18 protein-coding genes are annotated in these 18,231 nt (G+C 68.8%); 3 read left to right on the top strand and 15 right to left on the bottom strand.

Annotation, left to right across the window (positions count from 1 at the left end; genetic code table 11):
- On the bottom strand, positions 1-575 hold a 575-nt coding region (locus AX018_RS25260), incomplete at its 3' end, for a hypothetical protein (RefSeq protein WP_170146263.1).
- A 209-nt stretch (positions 576-784) separates the two neighbouring features.
- Between AX018_RS25260 and AX018_RS14210 the strand changes: the two genes are divergently transcribed.
- Entirely contained in the window at positions 785-943 is a 159-nt protein-coding gene (locus tag AX018_RS14210; protein ID WP_111878174.1) for a DUF3309 family protein, read from the top strand.
- A 162-nt stretch (positions 944-1,105) separates the two neighbouring features.
- On the opposite strand, the gene AX018_RS14205 is transcribed toward AX018_RS14210, so the two are convergent.
- The 10 genes from AX018_RS14205 to AX018_RS14165 all read right to left on the bottom strand — a co-directional run bounded on the left by AX018_RS14205 (position 1,106) and on the right by AX018_RS14165 (position 12,948).
- Positions 1,106-1,669: an EF-hand domain-containing protein gene (locus AX018_RS14205; protein WP_111878172.1), complete on the bottom strand. Its 564-nt coding sequence runs from the start codon at positions 1,667-1,669 to the stop codon at positions 1,106-1,108.
- A gap of 167 nt (positions 1,670-1,836) precedes the next feature.
- Positions 1,837-3,303 (bottom strand): D-serine/D-alanine/glycine transporter, encoded by a 1,467-nt coding sequence (cycA, locus tag AX018_RS14200; RefSeq protein ID WP_111878169.1) that lies wholly within the window; start codon positions 3,301-3,303, stop codon positions 1,837-1,839.
- 172 nt (positions 3,304-3,475) lie between these two features.
- A complete protein-coding gene (locus AX018_RS14195) occupies positions 3,476-4,765 on the bottom strand; it encodes an ATP-grasp domain-containing protein (protein ID WP_211322440.1) in 1,290 nt (429 codons plus the stop codon).
- A gap of 35 nt (positions 4,766-4,800) precedes the next feature.
- On the bottom strand, positions 4,801-6,153 hold the full coding sequence (locus AX018_RS14190; protein WP_211322439.1) for an ATP-grasp domain-containing protein: 1,353 nt from the start codon (positions 6,151-6,153) through the stop codon (positions 4,801-4,803).
- Positions 6,150-7,532, bottom strand: coding sequence for an ATP-grasp domain-containing protein (locus tag AX018_RS14185; protein WP_211322438.1), 1,383 nt, complete (start codon positions 7,530-7,532; stop codon positions 6,150-6,152). Before AX018_RS14185 ends, AX018_RS14190 begins: the two co-directional genes overlap by 4 nt.
- Positions 7,533-7,546: 14 nt before the next feature.
- Positions 7,547-7,939, bottom strand: a complete 393-nt coding sequence (locus AX018_RS24845) for a hypothetical protein (RefSeq protein ID WP_146749322.1) — start codon at positions 7,937-7,939, stop codon at positions 7,547-7,549.
- A gap of 614 nt (positions 7,940-8,553) precedes the next feature.
- Positions 8,554-9,618 carry a biotin synthase BioB gene (gene bioB / locus AX018_RS14180; protein WP_111878166.1) on the bottom strand — a complete coding sequence of 355 codons (1,065 nt, stop codon included), beginning with the start codon at positions 9,616-9,618 and terminating at the stop codon, positions 8,554-8,556.
- A 364-nt stretch (positions 9,619-9,982) separates the two neighbouring features.
- Complete coding sequence (locus tag AX018_RS14175) at positions 9,983-10,627, bottom strand: aspartate/glutamate racemase family protein (RefSeq protein WP_111878163.1); 645 nt, start codon at positions 10,625-10,627, stop codon at positions 9,983-9,985.
- 15 nt (positions 10,628-10,642) lie between these two features.
- Positions 10,643-11,545, bottom strand: a complete 903-nt coding sequence (locus AX018_RS14170; RefSeq protein ID WP_111878160.1) for a transporter substrate-binding domain-containing protein — start codon at positions 11,543-11,545, stop codon at positions 10,643-10,645.
- Between the two features lie 74 nt (positions 11,546-11,619).
- Complete coding sequence (locus tag AX018_RS14165; protein ID WP_111878263.1) at positions 11,620-12,948, bottom strand: aspartate aminotransferase family protein; 1,329 nt, start codon at positions 12,946-12,948, stop codon at positions 11,620-11,622.
- 135 nt (positions 12,949-13,083) lie between these two features.
- Here AX018_RS14165 and AX018_RS14160 point away from each other — a divergent pair, with 135 nt between their 5' ends.
- Positions 13,084-13,956: a MurR/RpiR family transcriptional regulator gene (locus tag AX018_RS14160; protein ID WP_111878157.1), complete on the top strand. Its 873-nt coding sequence runs from the start codon at positions 13,084-13,086 to the stop codon at positions 13,954-13,956.
- A gap of 6 nt (positions 13,957-13,962) precedes the next feature.
- Here the strand turns inward: AX018_RS14160 and AX018_RS14155 are convergent, their stop codons facing one another.
- Genes AX018_RS14155 through AX018_RS14140 form a run of 4 tightly spaced genes read right to left on the bottom strand, consistent with a single transcriptional unit; the run spans position 13,963 to position 17,982 of the window.
- Positions 13,963-14,436 carry a VOC family protein gene (locus AX018_RS14155; protein WP_111878154.1) on the bottom strand — a complete coding sequence of 158 codons (474 nt, stop codon included), beginning with the start codon at positions 14,434-14,436 and terminating at the stop codon, positions 13,963-13,965.
- A gap of 46 nt (positions 14,437-14,482) precedes the next feature.
- On the bottom strand, positions 14,483-15,316 hold the full coding sequence (locus AX018_RS14150) for a YdcF family protein (protein WP_245951556.1): 834 nt from the start codon (positions 15,314-15,316) through the stop codon (positions 14,483-14,485).
- Position 15,317: 1 nt separating this feature from the next.
- Positions 15,318-17,366 (bottom strand): acetyl-CoA carboxylase biotin carboxylase subunit, encoded by a 2,049-nt coding sequence (locus AX018_RS14145; protein WP_111878151.1) that lies wholly within the window; start codon positions 17,364-17,366, stop codon positions 15,318-15,320.
- Positions 17,367-17,421: 55 nt separating this feature from the next.
- Positions 17,422-17,982: an NYN domain-containing protein gene (locus AX018_RS14140; protein WP_281269555.1), complete on the bottom strand. Its 561-nt coding sequence runs from the start codon at positions 17,980-17,982 to the stop codon at positions 17,422-17,424.
- Here AX018_RS14140 and AX018_RS14135 point away from each other — a divergent pair.
- On the top strand, positions 17,942-18,231 hold a 290-nt coding region (locus AX018_RS14135; RefSeq protein WP_211322437.1), incomplete at its 3' end, for a transposase. The two genes, AX018_RS14140 and AX018_RS14135, sit on opposite strands and share 41 nt — an antisense overlap.

Here is an 18,231-nt window from a genome sequence, read left to right as displayed (position 1 = left end):
GCCGTGGGCTCGGTCTGCACCTCGGCCTTCTTCTCGGGCACTGCCGTGGGTGCCGCCTCGGGGTTGTTTTGCGTCTGCTGTTTCAGGAAGAGCGGATTGCTCTGCAGGCTGTCGCTGGGCGTGAAACTCTTGCGTTCGTGTGCCACCGGCCCAGGCTTGTTCTCGGCGGCCGCCGCCTCGGCGTTGTTCTTCTTCTGCTGTGCCAGGAAGAGCGGGTTGTTCTTCAGGCTGCTGCTGGGCGTGAAGCTCTTGCGTTCATGTGCCGCCGGCCCAGGCTTGTGTTCGGCTGCCGCCGCCTCGGGGTTGTTCTTCCTCTGCTGCGCCTGAAAGAGCCTGTTGTTCTGCAACTCATTGGCCTTGGGAAGCCCTCCGCGCGGCGGTCGGTTCGCGCCGACGTCGCGCGACGAGTTGTCGCGTGTCTGCAAGCCTTCGGGACCACTCAGGTTCTTCTGCGAATCGGGCCTCTTGGGAACCGGAATCGTGATTTGCCCGGAATCCTTCGGGAGCAGCAAACCCGGGAGCAAAGGGGAGGAAAGATTGCCGACCTTGGCATTCATGGCGACCTCGGAGTGCATGAGTGGTGTTCCTGCAAGTGTGCGCAGCCGCGGCCTCCCCGACCGCCGGGGACGCGAAGCCATTGCCAGGCCACGCGAACCTTTGCAGAAGTTACCTCGGCGTCGAAGCCCTCCTACGCGCGCCAGGGCTCCAGGCCTGCCGCAAGGGCTGGAGCCACCCTCAACAATCCGCCCATCGCCGCCAATACAACCACCACAAGGACGCCACCATGTCGATCTCCCTCATCCTGCTCATCATCCTGATCCTGGTCCTGATCGGCGCCCTGCCCACGTGGGGTCACAGCCGTTCCTGGGGCTATGGGCCCAGCGGCGGCCTGGGCCTCGTGGTGGTGGTCCTGCTGATCCTGCTGCTCATGGGCCGGATCTGAGCGCATGTGAACGAACCCGCCAGGTGCGCGCGTTGCGCACCCACGCCCCCCGGCGTTGCGAATGGTGGCGGGCCCCATGGCATGAAGCCCCGCTTCGGCGGGGCTTCATGCATTTCCGGCGTCTCCGGCGTTTTCGGGCGATGTTCCTGGCCGCCCAGGCGTTCAGCCGATGGTCCGGACCCCCTTGGAGGCGTTCGCATAGGCCCGGGAGAACGCCGCGAACTCCTGGGTTCCGACGCTGCCATCCCCATTGCCCTTGCCGCCGCGGTCCATGAGCTGCAGCAGCGCTTGCCCGAACTCGCCGCCGCCCTGCGCGTCTGCCGTGCGGGCGATGCCCTTGAGGAACTCGTCGCGCGAGATGGCGCCGTCCTGGTCGGCATCGAAGCCTTTCGTGATCTCTTCCTTCTGCGCATCCGTGGCGCCGAAGCGGGTCAGCATCGCCTGGAAATCCTCCTTGGACACGGAGCGGTTGACCGACAGCTGCGATAGCTGCGCATCCGCCACGCCCGCGCTGCGACCGCTGGCCCCCCCCTCCGACGCCAGCAGCACGCCGCGATCGGCCATGCGTGCGAGGGAGGTCGCATCCTGGCTCAGGGTCACGATGGACGAGGGCTCCGGGGTGGACGCCTTGTCCGTTTTCGCCGATGCCGCGGACGACTTGGCCGCGGAGGACGCATTGAACAACATGGACGCGACGGACGCGAGACCGGAAACGATGGGCGACATGGCGGCAGACTCCTGTGGCGGGGCGTCGCGCGGCGCCGGGCACACCGCCCTGCGCGAAGCTGCACACCCCCACCGCAAGATTACGCACCCCGGCCCGCCGCGATCCCCGGAAGAGACGGCGATCCCCCGCGCTTTTCGCGCCGGGCGGCGCGCCTGCCCGCCCGGGTTCAGCGGCCGGCCACGGACCGCGCCGCGCCCGCGCCGATCTCCAGGCGCTCCCCACCGGCGGCGCCGTCGGGCCGGGAGGCAGAGCGGCGCACGAAGCGGTAGGCCAGCGCCAGCGCCACGAACCATGCGGGCGTGGCGATCAGCGCCTGCCGCGTGTCCGCCTCCAGCGCCAGCAGCCCGAGGATGAAGACGAAGAACGCGAGGCAGACCGCGCACATCGCGATACCCCCCGGCATCTTGTAGAGGGACGCCGCGTTCCGCTCGGGACGCTGGCGGCGGTACGCGATGTACGACAGCAGGATCATCGACCACGTGAACATGAACAGGATGGCCGACACCGTGGTGACGAGCGTGAACGCCTCCACCAGATCGGGAATCACCCACATCAGCACGGCGCCGGCCAGCAGGCAGGTGCACGAGAACAGCAGCCCGCGCGAGGGCACGCTCTTGCTGGAGAGATAGGTGAACGCCTTGGGCGCGTCCGCCTTCAGGGCCAGGCCGTAGAGCATGCGGCTGGTGGAAAACACACCGCTGTTGGCCGACGAGGCCGCCGAGGTCAGCACCACGAAATTGATGATGCCCGCCGCCGCCGGCAGGCCGGCCAGCACGAAGAGTTCCACGAACGGGCTCTTGCCCGGCACCACTTCGCGCCACGGCGTCACCGCCATGATGGCCACCAGGGCCAGCACGTAGAACACGAGAATGCGCACCGGGATCGAATTGATCGCGCGCGGCAGGCTGCGCTCCGGGTCCTGGGCCTCGGCCGCGGTCGTGCCGACCAGCTCGATGCCCGAGAAGGCGAAGATGGCGATCTGGAAGCCCGCGAAGAAGCCCATCAGCCCGTGCGGGAACATGCCCCCGTCGTTCCAGAGATGGCCCAGGCTGGCCGTGTGCCCCGACGGCGACACGAAGCCGGTGGTCACCATGTAGAGCCCCGTCCCCACCAGGGCCACGATCGCCACGATCTTGATCATGGCGAACCAGAACTCGATCTCCCCGAAGAGCTTCACGGTGAGCAGGTTCAGCGACAGCAGCAGCCCGACGCAGGCCAGCGCCGGCGCCCATTGCGGCAGATGCGGGAACCAGAACTGCGTGTAGGCCGAGATGGCGATCACGTCGGCGATGCCCGTGACGATCCAGCAGAACCAGTAGGTCCAGCCGGTGAAGAACCCGGCCCAGGGGCCCAGCAGGTCGGAGGAGAAGTCGATGAACGACTTGTAGCGCAGGTCGGAGAGCAGCAGCTCGCCCATGGCCCGCATCACGAAGAACAGCATGAAGCCTATCACCATGTAAACGAACACGATGGACGGGCCCGCGAGACTGATCGTCTTGCCCGAGCCCATGAACAGGCCCGTGCCGATGGCGCCGCCGATGGCGATGAGCTGGATGTGCCGGTTGGTGAGGTTGCGCTGCAAGTGATCGTGGCCGGACGGGTCCTGGCCGGCCGGAGTGGCTTGGCGTGTCATTCGAAGAACTCCATGGGATGGTCAAAACGAAACGAAGGCACCCTGCCCGGCCACCGGGGGCGCGGACGAGGGATCTGGTGAGCGCAGGCGGGAATGACCGCGGTGCGCCACCGGCGAAAGGGCTCCGAAGGTGCGGGGCGGACGAGCGCGCGCGAGGGCATGCGGAAGGCGGTCACGTCACCGTCTGCAGCATCTCCGCCCCCTGCCACGCGCGGCCATGCGCGGTGGTGTGGAACTCCCAGCGCAGCGCGGCGAAAAGCGACTCCATCCAGGCCTGGGTCTGCGCGGGGGTGGCGGTGGCGATGATGCCGGCCAGCGGAACCTCGTGGGCCTGGTAGGTGATGGCTTCGGGAAGCATGGCGCCGGCGCGCAGTTCGTTCCAGCGCAGCACCGCATCGCTGCGGCGGAACGCCGCGATGCCGCCCAGGCCGCCATGCGCGCCGCCCCCCAGGTGGTGGCCGGGCACGGCGAACCAGCCGTGCCAGCGCTCGCCGCAGGCACCGGTGTTCAGGGCATGGCCGGGATGCTCCCCGAGCAGGATGCGCAGCTCGTGGGATGGCAGGTGGATGCCCGTCGCCAGCTCGAACGCCGCGACCACGTCCGGGCTCTCCGCCCGGGGGGCGATGTCCAGGAAGACCAGCTCGTCCCCGCTCTCGATCGCTTCGAGATGGAAGCCGCCCTCGCGCAGGCCCACGCTCTCCAGCGCCTGCGTGGCCCAGCGGCGGATCGCCCCCGTGGCAGGAATGTGCAGGGAGCCCAGGGGTTTGCCGCACGCATAGCCGAGCCGTGAATTGACGTGGCGGCTCGCGGACAGGGCCAGGATCTGCCCGTCCGCGACCAATCCGTCGAAATGCAGCACCGGCCCCTCGACGAACTCCTCCACCTCGAAGTCTCCGCAGGCGTCGGTGTGCTGCACGGCGTCCAGCCGCGCGATGCCGCTGCAGAAACCCAGCACGGCCGCCCGCGCCGCGACGGTGGTGTCGAACACCGCCACCTCCCCGCCGGCGGGGGCGCCGTGCGGCTTGAGCACGGTCCGGCCCCGCCACAGCGGCAGGTCGCGGTTGCGCAGGAACTCGGTCAGCGGCTGGAACCGGGGCACGCGCAGGCCGGCCCGCGCGGCGTCCTGCTTCATGCGGATCTTGTGGCGCACCCGCGTGACCTGCTCCTCCGAGGCCCCGGGAATGCCCAGCCAGTCGCGCAGTTGCGCGGCCTCCAGCATCTCGTGCCCGGACAGGGCGATCACCCGGTCGAAGTGCCGCGGCGCCTTCCCCAGCCAAGCCTTGGCCTCCTCGAACACGCCCGCCCGGCCGGCCCGGACCGCCTCCTGGCGCCGCAGGCCGGCGGGCAGCGTGGCCAGCGCGGCGGCCGTGCCGAAATACGTCACCTCGTGCCGCGCATGGTCGATGCCGCGGTGGTATTCGATCTGGTGATAGGGGATGCGGTGAAGAATGAGGATGTTCATGCGGTATGCGGCTCGGTACGCGCTCAATGCGCGGCTCAGTGCACCGCCTCCATGGCGGGGCCGGTGGGGTCTGGAACCTGCAGGGTTTCGAGGGTCGGGTGGACCGACAGCGCGGCCGTCCAGCGCTCGCGCAAGGTGGCGATCACCGGACGGAGGTCGGCGTCCAGGTCGTCGAGGGTGATGGTGGCCTGGGCTGCGAAGTCGGCGGCGCTGCGGGGCGTGCCATGCAGGAAGCGGCTCTCCCCCACCCGCCAGCCGAACTCGCCCGCGCGCAGCGCGCCCGGCGCGATGCCGTGCGCGGCGGCCGTCAGGGCCAGGGCCTGCTCCAGCAGCCGCCACCCGTCCAGGCCAGAGGGAGAGAAAACCCCGTCGCGCGCCACGCCGAGCAGGACCGTCGCCGCCTGGCACGACGGCTCCGGCACGGCCAGGGCCACCGGCACGCCCAGCGCGGAATCCACCCACCGCGCGTACAGGTCCACGCCGTACACGGCTTCCGCCAGCGACCAGGTCTTCATGCCCGCCGGCCTGCGGTGGGCCGCCACCACCGCGCTGCCCTGGCCGTCGTCTCCGAGCCGGATACCGTGGTGGAACGGGCCGTCGCGCTGCCCGGTGAGCAGGTTGCACAGCAGCCCCGTGCGCTGGAGGGTGTGGCGCTCCAATGCCGACAGCCGGGCCGGCAGCACCCGGGCGATCTCCACGGCATGCCGGCCCGGGGCCATGAGCTTCTCGGCAAGGAAGGCCGTGGCGCCGACGCCGTCGAAGGAATACTCGCGCCGGTAGGGAATCCGCTGCTCGCCCACCATGCCATCGCCGAAATGGGGCGAGACGGCATGGAACATGGCCTGCAGGTTGTCCCCGGGGCTGACCGTGACCGCGCCGCGGTATCCGCCCGCGTGGCGCGGCTTGACCACGAACCCGTCGGCGTGGCTGTCGGAAAAGGCCTGCAGCTCCGTCGCCGAACCGATCCGGGCACAGCGAGGCACCATCACCTTCTGGAACGACAGCAGTTGCCCATGGGCCCGCTCGGCCATGCGGTACGCGTACCGATCGACGGCCCGCAGGGCCGGGTCGGCGGGGTCCGTGCGCAGCCCGAGCCGCTCCAGGAGCATGGAGCCGGCATGCACGGCCGGATCGGAGAACACCAGTCCGCCCCGCAGACGCCCGCGGTACGGCTCCAGCGCGGCCAGGGCGCGGTCCACGAAATCCGGGGCGCGCGGGTCCACGCCGATCACGGCATCGCAGGGGGATGGGGCGGGCGCCTCGGGACAGGCGCGCACCAGCAGCGAGCCGACGCCGTGGCGCTCGCGGGCGTACCGGGCTATGCGCGCGACATCGGCGGCGCGCGAAGGGGCATGGTCGATGATGAGCAGGAGCGGAGGGAGGCTCACAGCGCGGCCCTTTCCACGGAAAGCGGGGACGGCGCGCCGTGGCGGGCGTAGTGCACCTCGACGGCGCTCCGCGACTGCTGGATCAGCTCCGGGAGCCGCTCGTCGCGTTCGTGCCGGTCCAGGCGCCACAGCACCTGCGCCAGGAACACCTCGCGCGCGGCCGTGGCGATGTCGTCGCCCGGCTTGAGCAGCAGTTGGGCCAGCACGGGGGCCGGCTCCATGGAGCGCAGGCTGACCTGGGACAGCGTTCCGGGCTTCGCGAAGAACGCGCGGAAGAAGGTGGCCGCCTCGCCAGGGGGCGTGCCATCCGCGGCATAGGAAAGCCGCTGCAGCCGGGCCATGAAGGCCTGCGCGCCCCGCGTGGGGCCCTGCATGCCGCCGGCATGGGAGGTGAGCAGATCGATCCAGAGCTCCAGCACGCCATGCCCGCCGTTGAGCGCCTTGACGCTGTGCGAGACCAGGCTGCCCCCGACACGCGGATTGATCTCGATGAGGTCCCAGTCCCGGCCGTCGAAACGCGCTTCCACGTGGAAGCAGCCCCAATCCAGCCCCAGGTGCGAGAACACCCGCTGGACCCAGGCCATGCCGGCGGCCACCGCCGTGGCGCCGATGCCCACCGGAGGGCTGGTGCAGCAGTCCTCCAGCACGGTGCAGGAGGCCTCGGTGATCTCGCACTTTTCGTGGACCCCCACGGCATGCACGCGGCCCTGGGCCACGATTAGCTCGAAGCTGAATTCGCGCCCCTCCAGATAGTCCTCGACCAGAAAATCGCGGGCGGGATGGAGTGCGGAGCGGTACACGATGTCGCCCTCGGCCTCATTGCGGATGCGCTCGATGGCCTCCCAGCGCGTGTCGCGCCGCAGGGGAAAGGCCCCCTGGGAGGCGATGCCCGACACCGGCTTGATGAAGTAGCGCGCGCCCTCTTCTTCCCTCAGCGCGCCCAGCAACTCGGGCGACAGGCGCCGGGCCCGTGCCCGGGAAAATCCGGTGTCGTAGAGGCGGTTGCGCAAGGCCAGCTTGTCGCGCAGGGCCCGGACCCTGGAGTCGGCCAGATCGGGAACGCCCAGCAGCGCGTTCGCGCGGGCCATGAATTCGCGATAGCCCTCCCACACGGTCAGGCAGGCCACGACCTGCTCGCCGGCGCCGCGCAACGCCGCCAGGGCATGGTCCACGTCGTCCCAGGCCAGTTCGTGCGACCGGGTGGAGCCCAGCCAGGCGACCCGCCCGCGCAGCCCGTCCAGCCGCGCCGGAACGTGCTCCGGCAGGGGCTGGGACGACAGCACGTAGCTGCGCAGCCCGCGCGCCGTGAGGGCCGCGATCAGGTCCTCCATGAAGAAGAAGCCGCAATGGCTCAGGAGCAGGATGCCTTTGGACAGCATGCGATACCCCCCGGTCAGACCGCCGCCATGGCCGCGAACGCCCCGCCCCGGCACCCGCGGGCCTCGGAGGCAGGGCGACGGCGGGATGCGGAACGCGCATGGATCGCCCGCCTTCCGGAAGGCGCGGCGTGCGGATTCGTGACGGATACAGCCCAGCCCGAAGACGGCTGACGGCGCTCCTGATGACCTGCGTTCTTGACGCGGTTTCTCATCTGTTGTTGTCCTTGTTCTTGATGATGTCCATGCCACCTGAATTCCAGAGGGGCCCACGGCGAAAAAAGCAGCCGGGCTTCCGCACGTCTTGAAGGCGCAGCGATTTCTGGATATTCGATTCTTTTTACAGTCTTGCCGGAGAAAATGTGTTCGACATTTACAGATGTATCGAGATAATTCATCGATACCGGCATTCAAAAAACTCCGCTCCCTTGGGCATCCGCCCGATCTTCGGAACATCTCCTATGAATCATAGTGGAATGATGGCATGAATCGATCGAACTTTCCGCACAGCGGATTCATATCATTCATTAATTTTCATTTGGACCCAGGCCCTTCCGCGCGAATACCCATGCAAAAAGATAATGACTGCATGCTTTATTCAAGCCAAGGAGCCGGGGTTGATGCAAATCAGTCGTTCCCATAAAGCGGGCGCAAAGCAGCGGCCCGTGCTTTTGCGCTGCACGGTAAAACATCCCCTGTTATCCAGTGGGTCGAATGCAAAGGCGGGGCGCGTTCAAATCCGAAGTGCGGCGCCTGGACTCAGAGCGGCGTGAGAGCGACTTCGCCAACCCGGCCCTCGCCGACCTCGACGCGGTCGAGCGTGTGCTGACTGCCGGCACCGTTGCGATCGAAGCCGATCCAGCCCGAACCCGGTCAATGGCCGGATTCAACCGGATGACTTCTCTCTCTTCGACGGCAATCGGTTACCAACGGATGGCCCGCACACTGCGGCGCAGGCTTGCCGATGATCAGAGCCTCTTCGGCATTGCGGCCGCCCAGCGGGGCGATCGGAGGCAACCCCGCATCAGGCGCAGGTGGACTGCAGGTCGTGCGGTTCGGTCGATGCCACGCGGTGCCCGCGCAGGCCGAGCTTGGCGAGCAGCTGCGCATCGGCATCCACGTCGGGATTGCCGGTCACGAGCAGCTTGTCGCCATAGAAGATCGAATTGGCACCCGCCATGAAGCACAGCGCCTGCACCGCGTCGCCCATCTGCTGGCGGCCGGCCGACAGGCGCACGCGGGCGCGCGGCATGGTGATGCGCGCCACGGCGATCACGCGCACGAAATCGAACGGATCGACCGGCTCGCTGTCGGCCAGCGGCGTGCCGGGCACGCGCACCAGGCTGTTGATCGGAACGGATTCCGGGTACGGGTCGAGGTTGGCGAGCTGGGCGATGAGACCGGCCCGGTGCACGGGGGCCTCGCCCATGCCGATGATGCCGCCGCAGCACACGCTGATGCCGGCATCGCGCACGTGGCGCAGCGTATCGAGCCGGTCCTGGTAGGCCCGCGTGCTGACCACGTCGGTGTAGTACTCGGGAGCGGTGTCGAGGTTGTGGTTGTAGTAGTCGAGGCCCGCGCCCTTCAGGGCCTGCGCCTGGTGCGGCTCCAGCATGCCGAGCGTGGCGCAGGTCTGCATGCCCAGGCCCTTCACGGCCGCGATGAGTTCGCCCACCTTCTCGATGTCGCGGTCCTTGGGCGCGCGCCACGCGGCCCCCATGCAAAAGCGCGTGGCGCCCGCATCCCGGGCGGCCCGCGCGGCGGTGGTCACTTCGTCCACGCTCATGAGCTTCTGGGCCTTCAGGCCCGTATCGAATTCGGCCGACTGCGGGCAATAGCCGCAGTTCTCGGGGCAGCCCCCGGTCTTCACCGACAGGAGCGTGGCCAGCTCGACGTCTCCCGCGGGCCAGTGCTGCCGGTGCACCGCCTGGGCCCGCCACAGCAGATCCATGAAGGGCATGTCGAGCAGCTCCTGGATCGCCTCCACGCTCCACGGGCCTGCGGGGGCAGGCGCCCGGCCGGGCTCGGCGCGGTGCATCTGGATGGTCTGTACGCGGGAAGTTTCGGGGGTCGTGGTCGAGGATTGCATGGTCGTTGGGCCTTGTGTCGCGTGCGCCGTGAACGGACGGAATCGCCGGCATCCCGGCTTCGTACTGCTGGGAGCCTGGGCATGGCCTCTGGTTCCGCTCTACGGCACGGCCGGATTTTGAGAGAGAAAACCGTGCGCATCCAGCGCAAGGCCCCAGAAAGTCGGGTCGTTTTCCGTGCCGTCAACTGCATGCATTTTTTTGCGCCACGCTGCCGGAGATGGGCGAAGAAGCAAATATTTTCACGGCATTTGGCGACAGTGGATTTTCCGGCTCCACAAAATGCGCCATCTATGCGCCATCCGTCGCCAACTCCCACGCCCTGCCGGCGCCATGCCCCGGAGATGCCGTGAGTTCACCGCGGCGTCAGGCGCCGATGAGCGCCCGCAGCTTCGCCACGGCGCTGTCCACGGTGGTGAAAACGGGCAGGCCGCTGGCCTGGATGCAGGCATCGCGGGCCCGGGCCATGCTGAACTGCGCCAGGGCGATGCGCGTGCAGCCCCGCGCGGCCAGGGCCTGCGCCTGCCGGGCGATGAGCGCGTCGTGCGTGGCTGCGTCTCCGGCATTCAAGGCGTCCAGCGCTCCCTCGGCCCAGGCCTGCTCCAGCGGCAGGTGCGCGGGGAACTCGGCGGGCATGGAGCGCAGCGTGGGCGCGAAGGTGGCGATCAACCCAAGAGGGCCGTCCCCCCGCGAGGCCTGCTCGACCATGGCCTCGTTGGGCTTGAGCACCGGCAGCGGCGCATGGGCGCGGGCGACCGCCTCGATGCAGGGGCCGAAGGCGGAGCAGGTGAAGAGGATGCCGTGGGCGCCGGTGTCCACCGCATACCGGCCCAGGCGGGCGAAACGCTCGTGCATGGCCGCGCCGAGGGTTCCGCCCTCCCCGGCCAGGTCGGCCGACAGGCTGTCGTCGAGCAGGTTCATGCGCGTGGCCTCGGGCCAGTCGCGGGCCAGCGCCTCATTGATGGGCGCGACCGAATGGGCCAGGGCGTGGATCAGGGCGATGCGGGGCATGGCGGGCCTGCGGGGTCAGATGCCCTTGTCCGACGGCTGGGCGAAGGCATCGCGGGTTTCGGCATTGAGCGGGTAGCGGATGTTCACCCCGCGCGGCGGGATCGGCGACATGAACCACTTCTGATAGAGCCGCTCCATCTCGCCCGACTTCATCATGCCCACCACCACGCGATCGACCAGGGCCTTGAAGCCCGGATCGTCCTTGCGGAACATGAGCGACTGGTTCTCGGTGCGCAGCGGCTCGCCGGTGATGATGAAATCGCCGGGATTGCGGGCGGTCGCGATCAGCCCGGCCAGCAGGATGTCGTCCAGCACGAACGCCTGCGCGCGGCCGCTCTCCACCAGCAGGAAGGAATCGGCGTGGTCCTTGCCGTTCATCTGCGTGATCTCCAGGTTCTTGCCCTTGTCGGCCTCGCGCAGCAGCCGCAGGGAGGTGGTGCCGCTGGTGGCCACCACGGTCTTGCCCTGCAGGTCCGCGATGGCGCGGATGCCGGAATCAGCGCGCACCAGCATGCGCACGTTGTAGCGGAAGATGTCCGGCGAGAAGGCGACCAGCTTCTGCCGCTCCACGAGGTTGGTGGTGGAGCCGCACTCGATGTCCACCGTGCCGCCCATGACCAGCGGGATGCGGTTCTGCGAGGTGACGAGCTGGTACTTGATCTCCACCTTGGGCATCTTGAGCTCGGCCTTCACCGCATCCACGATCTTCATGCAGATGTCGATGCTGTAGCCCACCGGGGCGTCCGTGCCGCTGTGGTACGAAAAACCGAAGGACGATTCGCGGTGGCCGAGCGTGATGGCGCCGGTGTCCTTGATCTTGCGGAGCGTGGCGCTCTCCTGGGCGTGCGCGCTCCACGCGCTCAGCGCGAGCAGGCACAGGGCGGCGGTGCGGGAAACGGCGGCGTGGAACCGGGGCATGGCAAGCTCCTTGGGGCAGGGGATGGACGGGAAAGGGACGGAACGCAGGGGATGCAACGGGGCGCCGCGGCCGGTCAGCGCGGCCGGGTGGCCGCGTCCACGGCCTCGGCCAGGAGCCCGGCGATGGACTGCAGCTCTTCGCGCGAGGCGATGAAGGGCGGCGCGAGCAGCACGTGGTCGCCCGCGCGCCCGTCCACCGTGCCGCCCATGGGGTAGCACAGCAGGCCGCGCGCCATGGCCTCTTTCTTGACCTGGGCGTGCAGCTTGCGCGCGGGATCGAAAGGCGCCTTGCTGCCGCGGTCCTGCACCAGCTCCACGCCCCAGAAGAAGCCGCGGCCGCGGATGTCGCCCACGTGCGGGTGATCGCCCAGCGCCTGCCCAAGCAAGTCCGCGAAATACGCGCCGTCGGCCCGCACCTTGGCGAGCAGGCCGTCGCGCTCGATCACCCGCTGCACGGCCAGTGCCGCCGCGCAGGCCACCGGGTGGCCGAGGTAGGTGTGGCCGTGCTGGAAATAGCCGCTGCCGGCCGACATGGCCTCCACGATGCGGCGCTGGGCCAGCACCGCGCCCACGGGTTGGTAGCCGCCGCCCAGGCCCTTGGCCACGGTGACCAGATCGGGCACCACGCCCTCCTGCTCGCTGGCGTAGAGGGTGCCGGTGCGGCCCATGCCGCACATCACTTCATCGAGGATCAGCAGCACGCCGTGGCAGTCGCACACCTCCCGCACGGCGCGCAGGTAGCCGGGCACGGGCGTGAGCACGCCGGCGGTGGCGCCGCCCACGGTTTCGGCGACGAAGGCGATCACCCGGTCCGCGCCCTGCGCGAGGATGGCGGCGTCCAGCTCGTCGGCCAGGCGCTGGCCGTACTGCTGCGGCGTTTCGCCCTCGCGCTGCTCCCGGTAGGGATAGCAGGCCGACACGTGCGTGGCGTGTGCCAGCAGCGGCGCGAAGGGCTCGCGGCGCCAGGCATTGCCACCCACCGCCAGGGCGCCCAGGGTGTTGCCGTGGTAGCTCTGGCGGCGCGCGATGAAATGGGTGCGTTGCGGCTGGCCGATCTCCACGAAATACTGGCGCGCCATCTTGAGCGCCGACTCCACCGCCTCGGAGCCGCCGCTGACGAAGTAGACGTGGCCCATGCCTTCGGGCGCGCTGGCGATCAGCGTGTCGGCCAGTTCCTCGGCCACGGCGGTGGTGAAGAAGCTGGTGTGGGCATAGGCCAGGCGGTCGATCTGGGCATGCATGGCCGCGAGCACGTCCGGGTGCGCGTGCCCGAGGCACGACACGGCCGCGCCGCCCGAGGCATCGAGGTAGCGGCGGCCGGCGCTGTCCTCGATGAACAGGCCCTGCGCCGCGGCGGCGACGGGCGGCGTGTGGTGCAGGTGGCGATGGAATACGTGTGTCATGCGGCTCCGGTTTTGGATCATTTGTTCCTTTTCATTCTCTCATGGAACATTTGTTTTGCAAGCTGAAAATTTGGAACACTCGCGGCGACTTCGGTACATTCGTTTCCGTCGCACGCACCCCCGATCGAATCGCCCATGGCCTCCATCCAGGAACACATCCGCCAGCGCTATGCCGAACTCAGCCCCGCGCTGCAGGAGGTGGCGCGCTATCTGCTCGACCACCCGGCCGAGGTGGTCACGTCGTCGATGCGCCACGTGGGCGTACGGTCGGGTGCCACGCCGCCCACGCTGGTGCGGTTCGCGCAGCAGGTGGGTTTCGAGGGCTGGCCCGCGCTCAAGGCCGCGTTCGCCGCCGACCTGGGGCTGGGCGGCGAGGCGTACGGCGCCCGGGCACAGAACCTGGTGGGCCGGGCTGGCGACGGCGGCCTCGCGGGCGAGATGTTCGAGGTGCAGCGCCGCAACCTGGAGGCCACGCAGTCGCAGAGCGCCGCGCGCCTGGACAAGGCCTGTGTCCTGATCGAGAAGGCGCGGGCGGTGCACGTGGCGGGCTTCCGGGCCAGCTACCCCATCGCCTTCGGGCTGGTGTACCAGTACCGGCTGTTCCGCCCCTCGGTGCACCTGCTGGACGGCCAGGGGGGCGCGCTGGAGATGCAGCAGCGCGCCTTCGCCAAGGGCGACGTGCTGGTGGCGGTGAGCTTCGCGCCCTACTCGCGCGAGGCGCTGCAGGTGGCCGAGGCCGCGCGGGAGGCCGGCTGCCACATCGTGGCGCTGACCGATAGCCTGGCCTCACCGCTATCGCTCATGGCCCGGCAGACGCTGCTCTTCAGCATCCACAGCCCGTCGTTCTTCCCGTCGGTGGCCGCGGGCATGGCGCTGGCGGAGGCCCTGGTCGAGCTGCTCGCGAGCCGCGCGGGCACAGGCGCCGTGCGGGCCATCGGCGATGCGGAACGGCGCCTGCACGGCTCCGGCGCCTACATTCAGGCGCCGCGCCCCCGCGCGGGCACCTGAGACCGCTCAGCCCAGGGCGGCGATCACCTCGGGCGGCGCCTGCACCAGCTCGATCAGCACGCCCTCGCCCGCGATCGGAAACTCGTCGTTGCCCTTGGGGTGCAGAAAGGTGATGTCGTGGCCGGCCGCACCCTTGCGGATGCCGCCCGGCGCGAAGCGCACGCCCCGGGCCGTGAGCCACTCGACGGCGCGCGGCAGGTCGTCGATCCACAGGCCGACGTGGTTGAGCGGCGTGGCGTGCACGGCGGGCTTTTTATCGATGTCCAGCGGCTGCATGATGTCCACTTCCACCTGGTGCGCGCCCTGCCCCATCGCCAGGATGTCTTCATCGACGTTCTCGCGCTCGCTGCGGAAGGTGCCGGTCTGCGCCAGGCCGAGCATGTCCACCCACAGGCGCTTCATGCGGGCCTTGTCGGTGCCGCCGATGGCGATTTGCTGGATACCGAGGACTTTGAAGGGGCGGGGTTCGGTCGGGTTCATGGGCCATCTCCGGAAAACTGTCGGATCAAGAAAGGATCGGCCGGGCTCACAGCTCCCCCAGCATCCAGCTGCTGGCCATGGCGAAGTATTCGCGCAGCCAGGCATTGAAGCGGATGTAGGGCGGTGTGGGGGCGGCCACGGCCCACGCCTGGGTGTAGCCGATCTTGCGGGCGATGCGCTGGGCGCGCACCGTGTGGAAATCGCTGGTGACCACCGCCAGTGGCGTTTCGAGCCCCAGGCCCCGGGACTGGAGCAGCGGGAGGCTGAGCTTCAGGTTCAGCTCGGTGCTGGTGCTGCGCTCTTCCTGCAGGATGCGCTGCGGCGCCACGCCATGCGCGCGCAGGTAATCGCCCATCACCTGTCCTTCGCTCAGCGTTTCGCCGAAATCCACGCCGCCGGACACCACCAGCCAGGCCGAGGGATGTCGCGTTGCCAGCGCGATCGCCGTGTCCAGCCGCGCCTGCAGGGGCGGCGCGGGCCGGCCCTGGGGCGTGGCGCTGCCCAGCACCAGGATGGCCTGGGGCGGAGCGCCAGCGGTGCCTTTGGCCGGTGCCCAGGCCGTGCGCGCGATGGCGGCCCAGACCACCAGCACGCTCGCCACCCAGGCTCCGAGCAGCAACCAGCCCGCGCGCCAGCCGCGGCGCAGCGCGGCAGACCGTTCAAGGCGGCGCTGCACGGCGTGCCAGCGCCATACCAGCAGCGCCAGGGCGAGCCCCAGCGCGAAGGGCAAGGTCACGCCCAGCATGAAGAGACCCATGGCCATCAGGGTCAGGCTGTCGGCCAGCAGCAGCCCGCCCGAAAGCAGGCAGGCCCTGCGCGCCCAGGGCCAGGGACGGTGCGGGTGCGCCATGCCCACGGCCTCGATGGACGCCATGTCCATGTCACTCGAACTCCAGGATCACCTGGTCCACCGCGAGCGACTCCCCCTTGCCGGCCACCACCTTGCTCACCACGCCGTCCTGTGCGGCGAAGAGGATGTTCTCCATCTTCATGGCCTCGATCACGGCCAGCTTCTCGCCGGCCTGCACCTTCTGCCCCGGCTGCACGGCCACGTCCACCAGCAGGCCCGGCATGGGCGAGAGCAGGAAGCGGCTCAGGTCCGGCGGCGCCTTGAACGGCATGAGGCGGTGCAGCCGCGCACCCAGGGGCGAGAGCACCAGGGCCTCGATCTGCGTGCCGTTGTGGGCGATGCGCAGGGCCAGCGGGTTCTTGCCTGCGCCGCGCTCCACCTGGGCGGTGAAGCCCGCGCCGTTGCACTGCCCCTGCACGCGGATCTGCCCCAGCGTGGCGGCGCTGCGGATCTGGTAGTCCTGGCCGCCCACGCTGACCAGGCTGGAGCCCAGCTGGTCCTGGAAATCGGTCACCGAGACCTCGTGGTGGTGGTGCTGTCCGTCGGCGCCCAGCACCACCACCACGAACTGTTCGCCCACCTTGACCTCGTGCCCGGCGAGCTGCCCGCTGATGCCGCTGGCGCGCGCGCGGTAGCGGCGGTTCATGTAGGCCGCCAGCGCCACGAGGAAGAGCGGGTCCTCGTGCGGCACGTCTTCGGCATGGAAGCCTTGCGCGTAATGCTCGGCGATGAAGCCCGTGTTGAACTGCCCGGCCACGAACTTCGGATGCGCGAGCAGCGCGGCCTGGAAGGGGATGTTGCTGCCGATGCCGCGAATCACGAAGCCGTTGAGAGCCGCGCGCATCTTGTGGATGGCGTCCTGGCGGTCGGTGCCGTGCACGATGAGCTTGGCGATCATCGAGTCGTAATACATCGGGATCTCGCCCCCTTCGTACACGCCCGTGTCCACGCGCACGCCGAGCTTCTTCTCGGGGTCGGCCTGGAACATGCTCTCCTCGGGCGGCTGGAAGCGCACGAGGCGGCCGGTGGAGGGCAGGAAGTTGCGGAACGGGTCTTCCGCGTTGATGCGGCATTCGATGGCCCAGCCATCGCGCTTCACGTCCTCCTGCGCGAGCGGCAGCGTCTCGCCGGCGGCCACGCGGATCATCAGCTCCACGAGGTCCAGCCCCGTGATGCACTCGGTCACCGGGTGCTCCACCTGCAGGCGGGTGTTCATCTCCAGGAAGTAGAACGACTCGTCCTTGCCCACCACGAACTCCACCGTGCCCGCGCTCTGGTAGCCCACGGCCTTGGCCAGCGCAACGGCCTGCGCGCCCATGGCACGGCGCGTGGCGTCGCCGATGAAGGGCGACGGCGCCTCCTCGATCACCTTCTGGTGGCGCCGCTGGATGGAGCATTCGCGCTCGTTCAGGTAGATGACGTTGCCGTGCGCATCGCCCAGCACCTGGATCTCGATGTGGCGCGGCTCCTCGACGAATTTCTCGATGAACACGCGGTCGTCACCGAAGGAATTGCGCGCCTCGTTGCGGCACGAGGCAAAGCCCTCGAAGGCCTCCTTGTCGCTCCAGGCCACGCGCAGGCCCTTGCCGCCGCCGCCGGCCGAGGCCTTGATCATCACGGGATAGCCGATGTCCCGGGCGATCTCCACGGCGCGCTCGGCCGACCCGATGGCGTCGTTCCAGCCCGGGATGGTATGGACCCCGGCCTCGTTCGCGAGCTTCTTGGAGGCGATCTTGTCGCCCATCGCCGCGATGGAATAGTGCTTGGGGCCGATGAAGACGAGGCCTTCTTCCTCCACGCGCCGCGCGAAGTCCTCGTTCTCGGAGAGGAAGCCGTAGCCGGGGTGGATGGCCTGCGCGCCGGTGGATTTCGCGGCCGCGATGATGCGCTCGGCCTGCAGGTAGCTTTCGCGGCTGGGCGCCGCGCCGATGTGCACGGCCTCGTCGGCGAGCCTGGCGTGGCGGGCCTCCCTGTCGGCATCGGAATAGACGGCTACGGTGGCGATGCCCATCCTGCGGGCGGTGGCGATGACGCGGCAGGCGATTTCGCCGCGGTTGGCGATGAGAATTTTGGTGAACATGGGATTCTTGGAGTTGATGGGTTCTGGCGGGCAGGGCCTTGGCGTCAGGCCCGGCTCACGAACTCCTGTCGATGGCCGGGCTCATGTCTTCCATCCACAGCACGTTGTCCGCGTACGACTGCAGGTCGGGTGACAGGCTGTACATGGAGCCCGACACCCACACCTCTTTGTGCAGCTCGGACTTCACGTAGGAAATGGCGTCTTCGAAGTCCCCGTCGCCCGCGGAAAGAATCAGCCGGTCGTAGACGTTCTGCGCCGCCAGCTTGATCATCAGCGTGGCGATCCCGACATCCACGCCCTTCTGGACCGCCCGGTCGGACGGGTGGTTGCAGTGGAAGCAGTTCAGATGCATCTTCTTGAGCTTGTAGAGCTGGACACGGAATTTCGGGCCCATCGGCGGGGCCGTCTTGATCCATGAATGGAAGGCGTTCTGCGCATCCGTGGCCGGCTCGGTCGCCGAATTCAGGTAGTAGCTCTCGTAGATCGGCCCACCGTTCAGCCGCGTCATCTCGTTCTTCAGCTTCAGGTAGGCTTTGTTGCACAAATCACCCCGGCCACACCGGTAGACTGAAGGCGTGACGGAAGCAAAGAGCGAGAGGCGGACCAAGTACCGCACGACGAACTGGAAAGCCTACAACGCAGCGCTGAAGGCGCGAGGATCGTTGACGATGTGGCTGGATGAAGGCATGCAGTGGCTTGGCAAGCCGAACGGCAAGCGCGGGCGCAGCCCGACGTTCTCGGACGCAGCCATCCAGTTTTGCTTGAGCATCAAGTGCCTGTTCGGCCAGCCCCTGCGGCAGGCGCTGGGCATGGTGGACAGCCTGCTGCGGCTGGCCAAGCTGGACTGGCCGGTGCCGGACTTCAG

It is taken from the genome of Paracidovorax anthurii, from assembly GCF_003269065.1.
Taxonomy (GTDB): Bacteria; Pseudomonadota; Gammaproteobacteria; order Burkholderiales; family Burkholderiaceae_C; genus Paracidovorax; species Paracidovorax anthurii.
Note: the sequence above shows the minus strand (reverse complement) of the source record. Positions and strands in the feature narration are given on the sequence as shown.

Excerpts from the sequence above, each read along its gene's own strand:
- AX018_RS14210 (WP_111878174.1), top strand. The coding sequence starts at position 785 with ATGTCGATCTCCCTCATCCTGCTCATCATCCTGATCCTGGTCCTGATC.
- AX018_RS14205 (WP_111878172.1), bottom strand. The coding sequence starts at position 1,669 with ATGTCGCCCATCGTTTCCGGTCTCGCGTCCGTCGCGTCCATGTTGTTC.
- cycA (WP_111878169.1), bottom strand. The coding sequence starts at position 3,303 with ATGACACGCCAAGCCACTCCGGCCGGCCAGGACCCGTCCGGCCACGAT.
- AX018_RS14195 (WP_211322440.1), bottom strand. The coding sequence starts at position 4,765 with ATGAACATCCTCATTCTTCACCGCATCCCCTATCACCAGATCGAATAC.
- AX018_RS14185 (WP_211322438.1), bottom strand. The coding sequence starts at position 7,532 with ATGCTGTCCAAAGGCATCCTGCTCCTGAGCCATTGCGGCTTCTTCTTC.
- AX018_RS24845 (WP_146749322.1), bottom strand. The coding sequence starts at position 7,939 with ATGCCGGTATCGATGAATTATCTCGATACATCTGTAAATGTCGAACAC.
- bioB (WP_111878166.1), bottom strand. The coding sequence starts at position 9,618 with ATGCAATCCTCGACCACGACCCCCGAAACTTCCCGCGTACAGACCATC.
- AX018_RS14175 (WP_111878163.1), bottom strand. The coding sequence starts at position 10,627 with ATGCCCCGCATCGCCCTGATCCACGCCCTGGCCCATTCGGTCGCGCCC.
- AX018_RS14170 (WP_111878160.1), bottom strand. The coding sequence starts at position 11,545 with ATGCCCCGGTTCCACGCCGCCGTTTCCCGCACCGCCGCCCTGTGCCTG.
- AX018_RS14165 (WP_111878263.1), bottom strand. The coding sequence starts at position 12,948 with ATGACACACGTATTCCATCGCCACCTGCACCACACGCCGCCCGTCGCC.
- AX018_RS14160 (WP_111878157.1), top strand. The coding sequence starts at position 13,084 with ATGGCCTCCATCCAGGAACACATCCGCCAGCGCTATGCCGAACTCAGC.
- AX018_RS14155 (WP_111878154.1), bottom strand. The coding sequence starts at position 14,436 with ATGAACCCGACCGAACCCCGCCCCTTCAAAGTCCTCGGTATCCAGCAA.
- AX018_RS14150 (WP_245951556.1), bottom strand. The coding sequence starts at position 15,316 with ATGGACATGGCGTCCATCGAGGCCGTGGGCATGGCGCACCCGCACCGT.
- AX018_RS14145 (WP_111878151.1), bottom strand. The coding sequence starts at position 17,366 with ATGTTCACCAAAATTCTCATCGCCAACCGCGGCGAAATCGCCTGCCGC.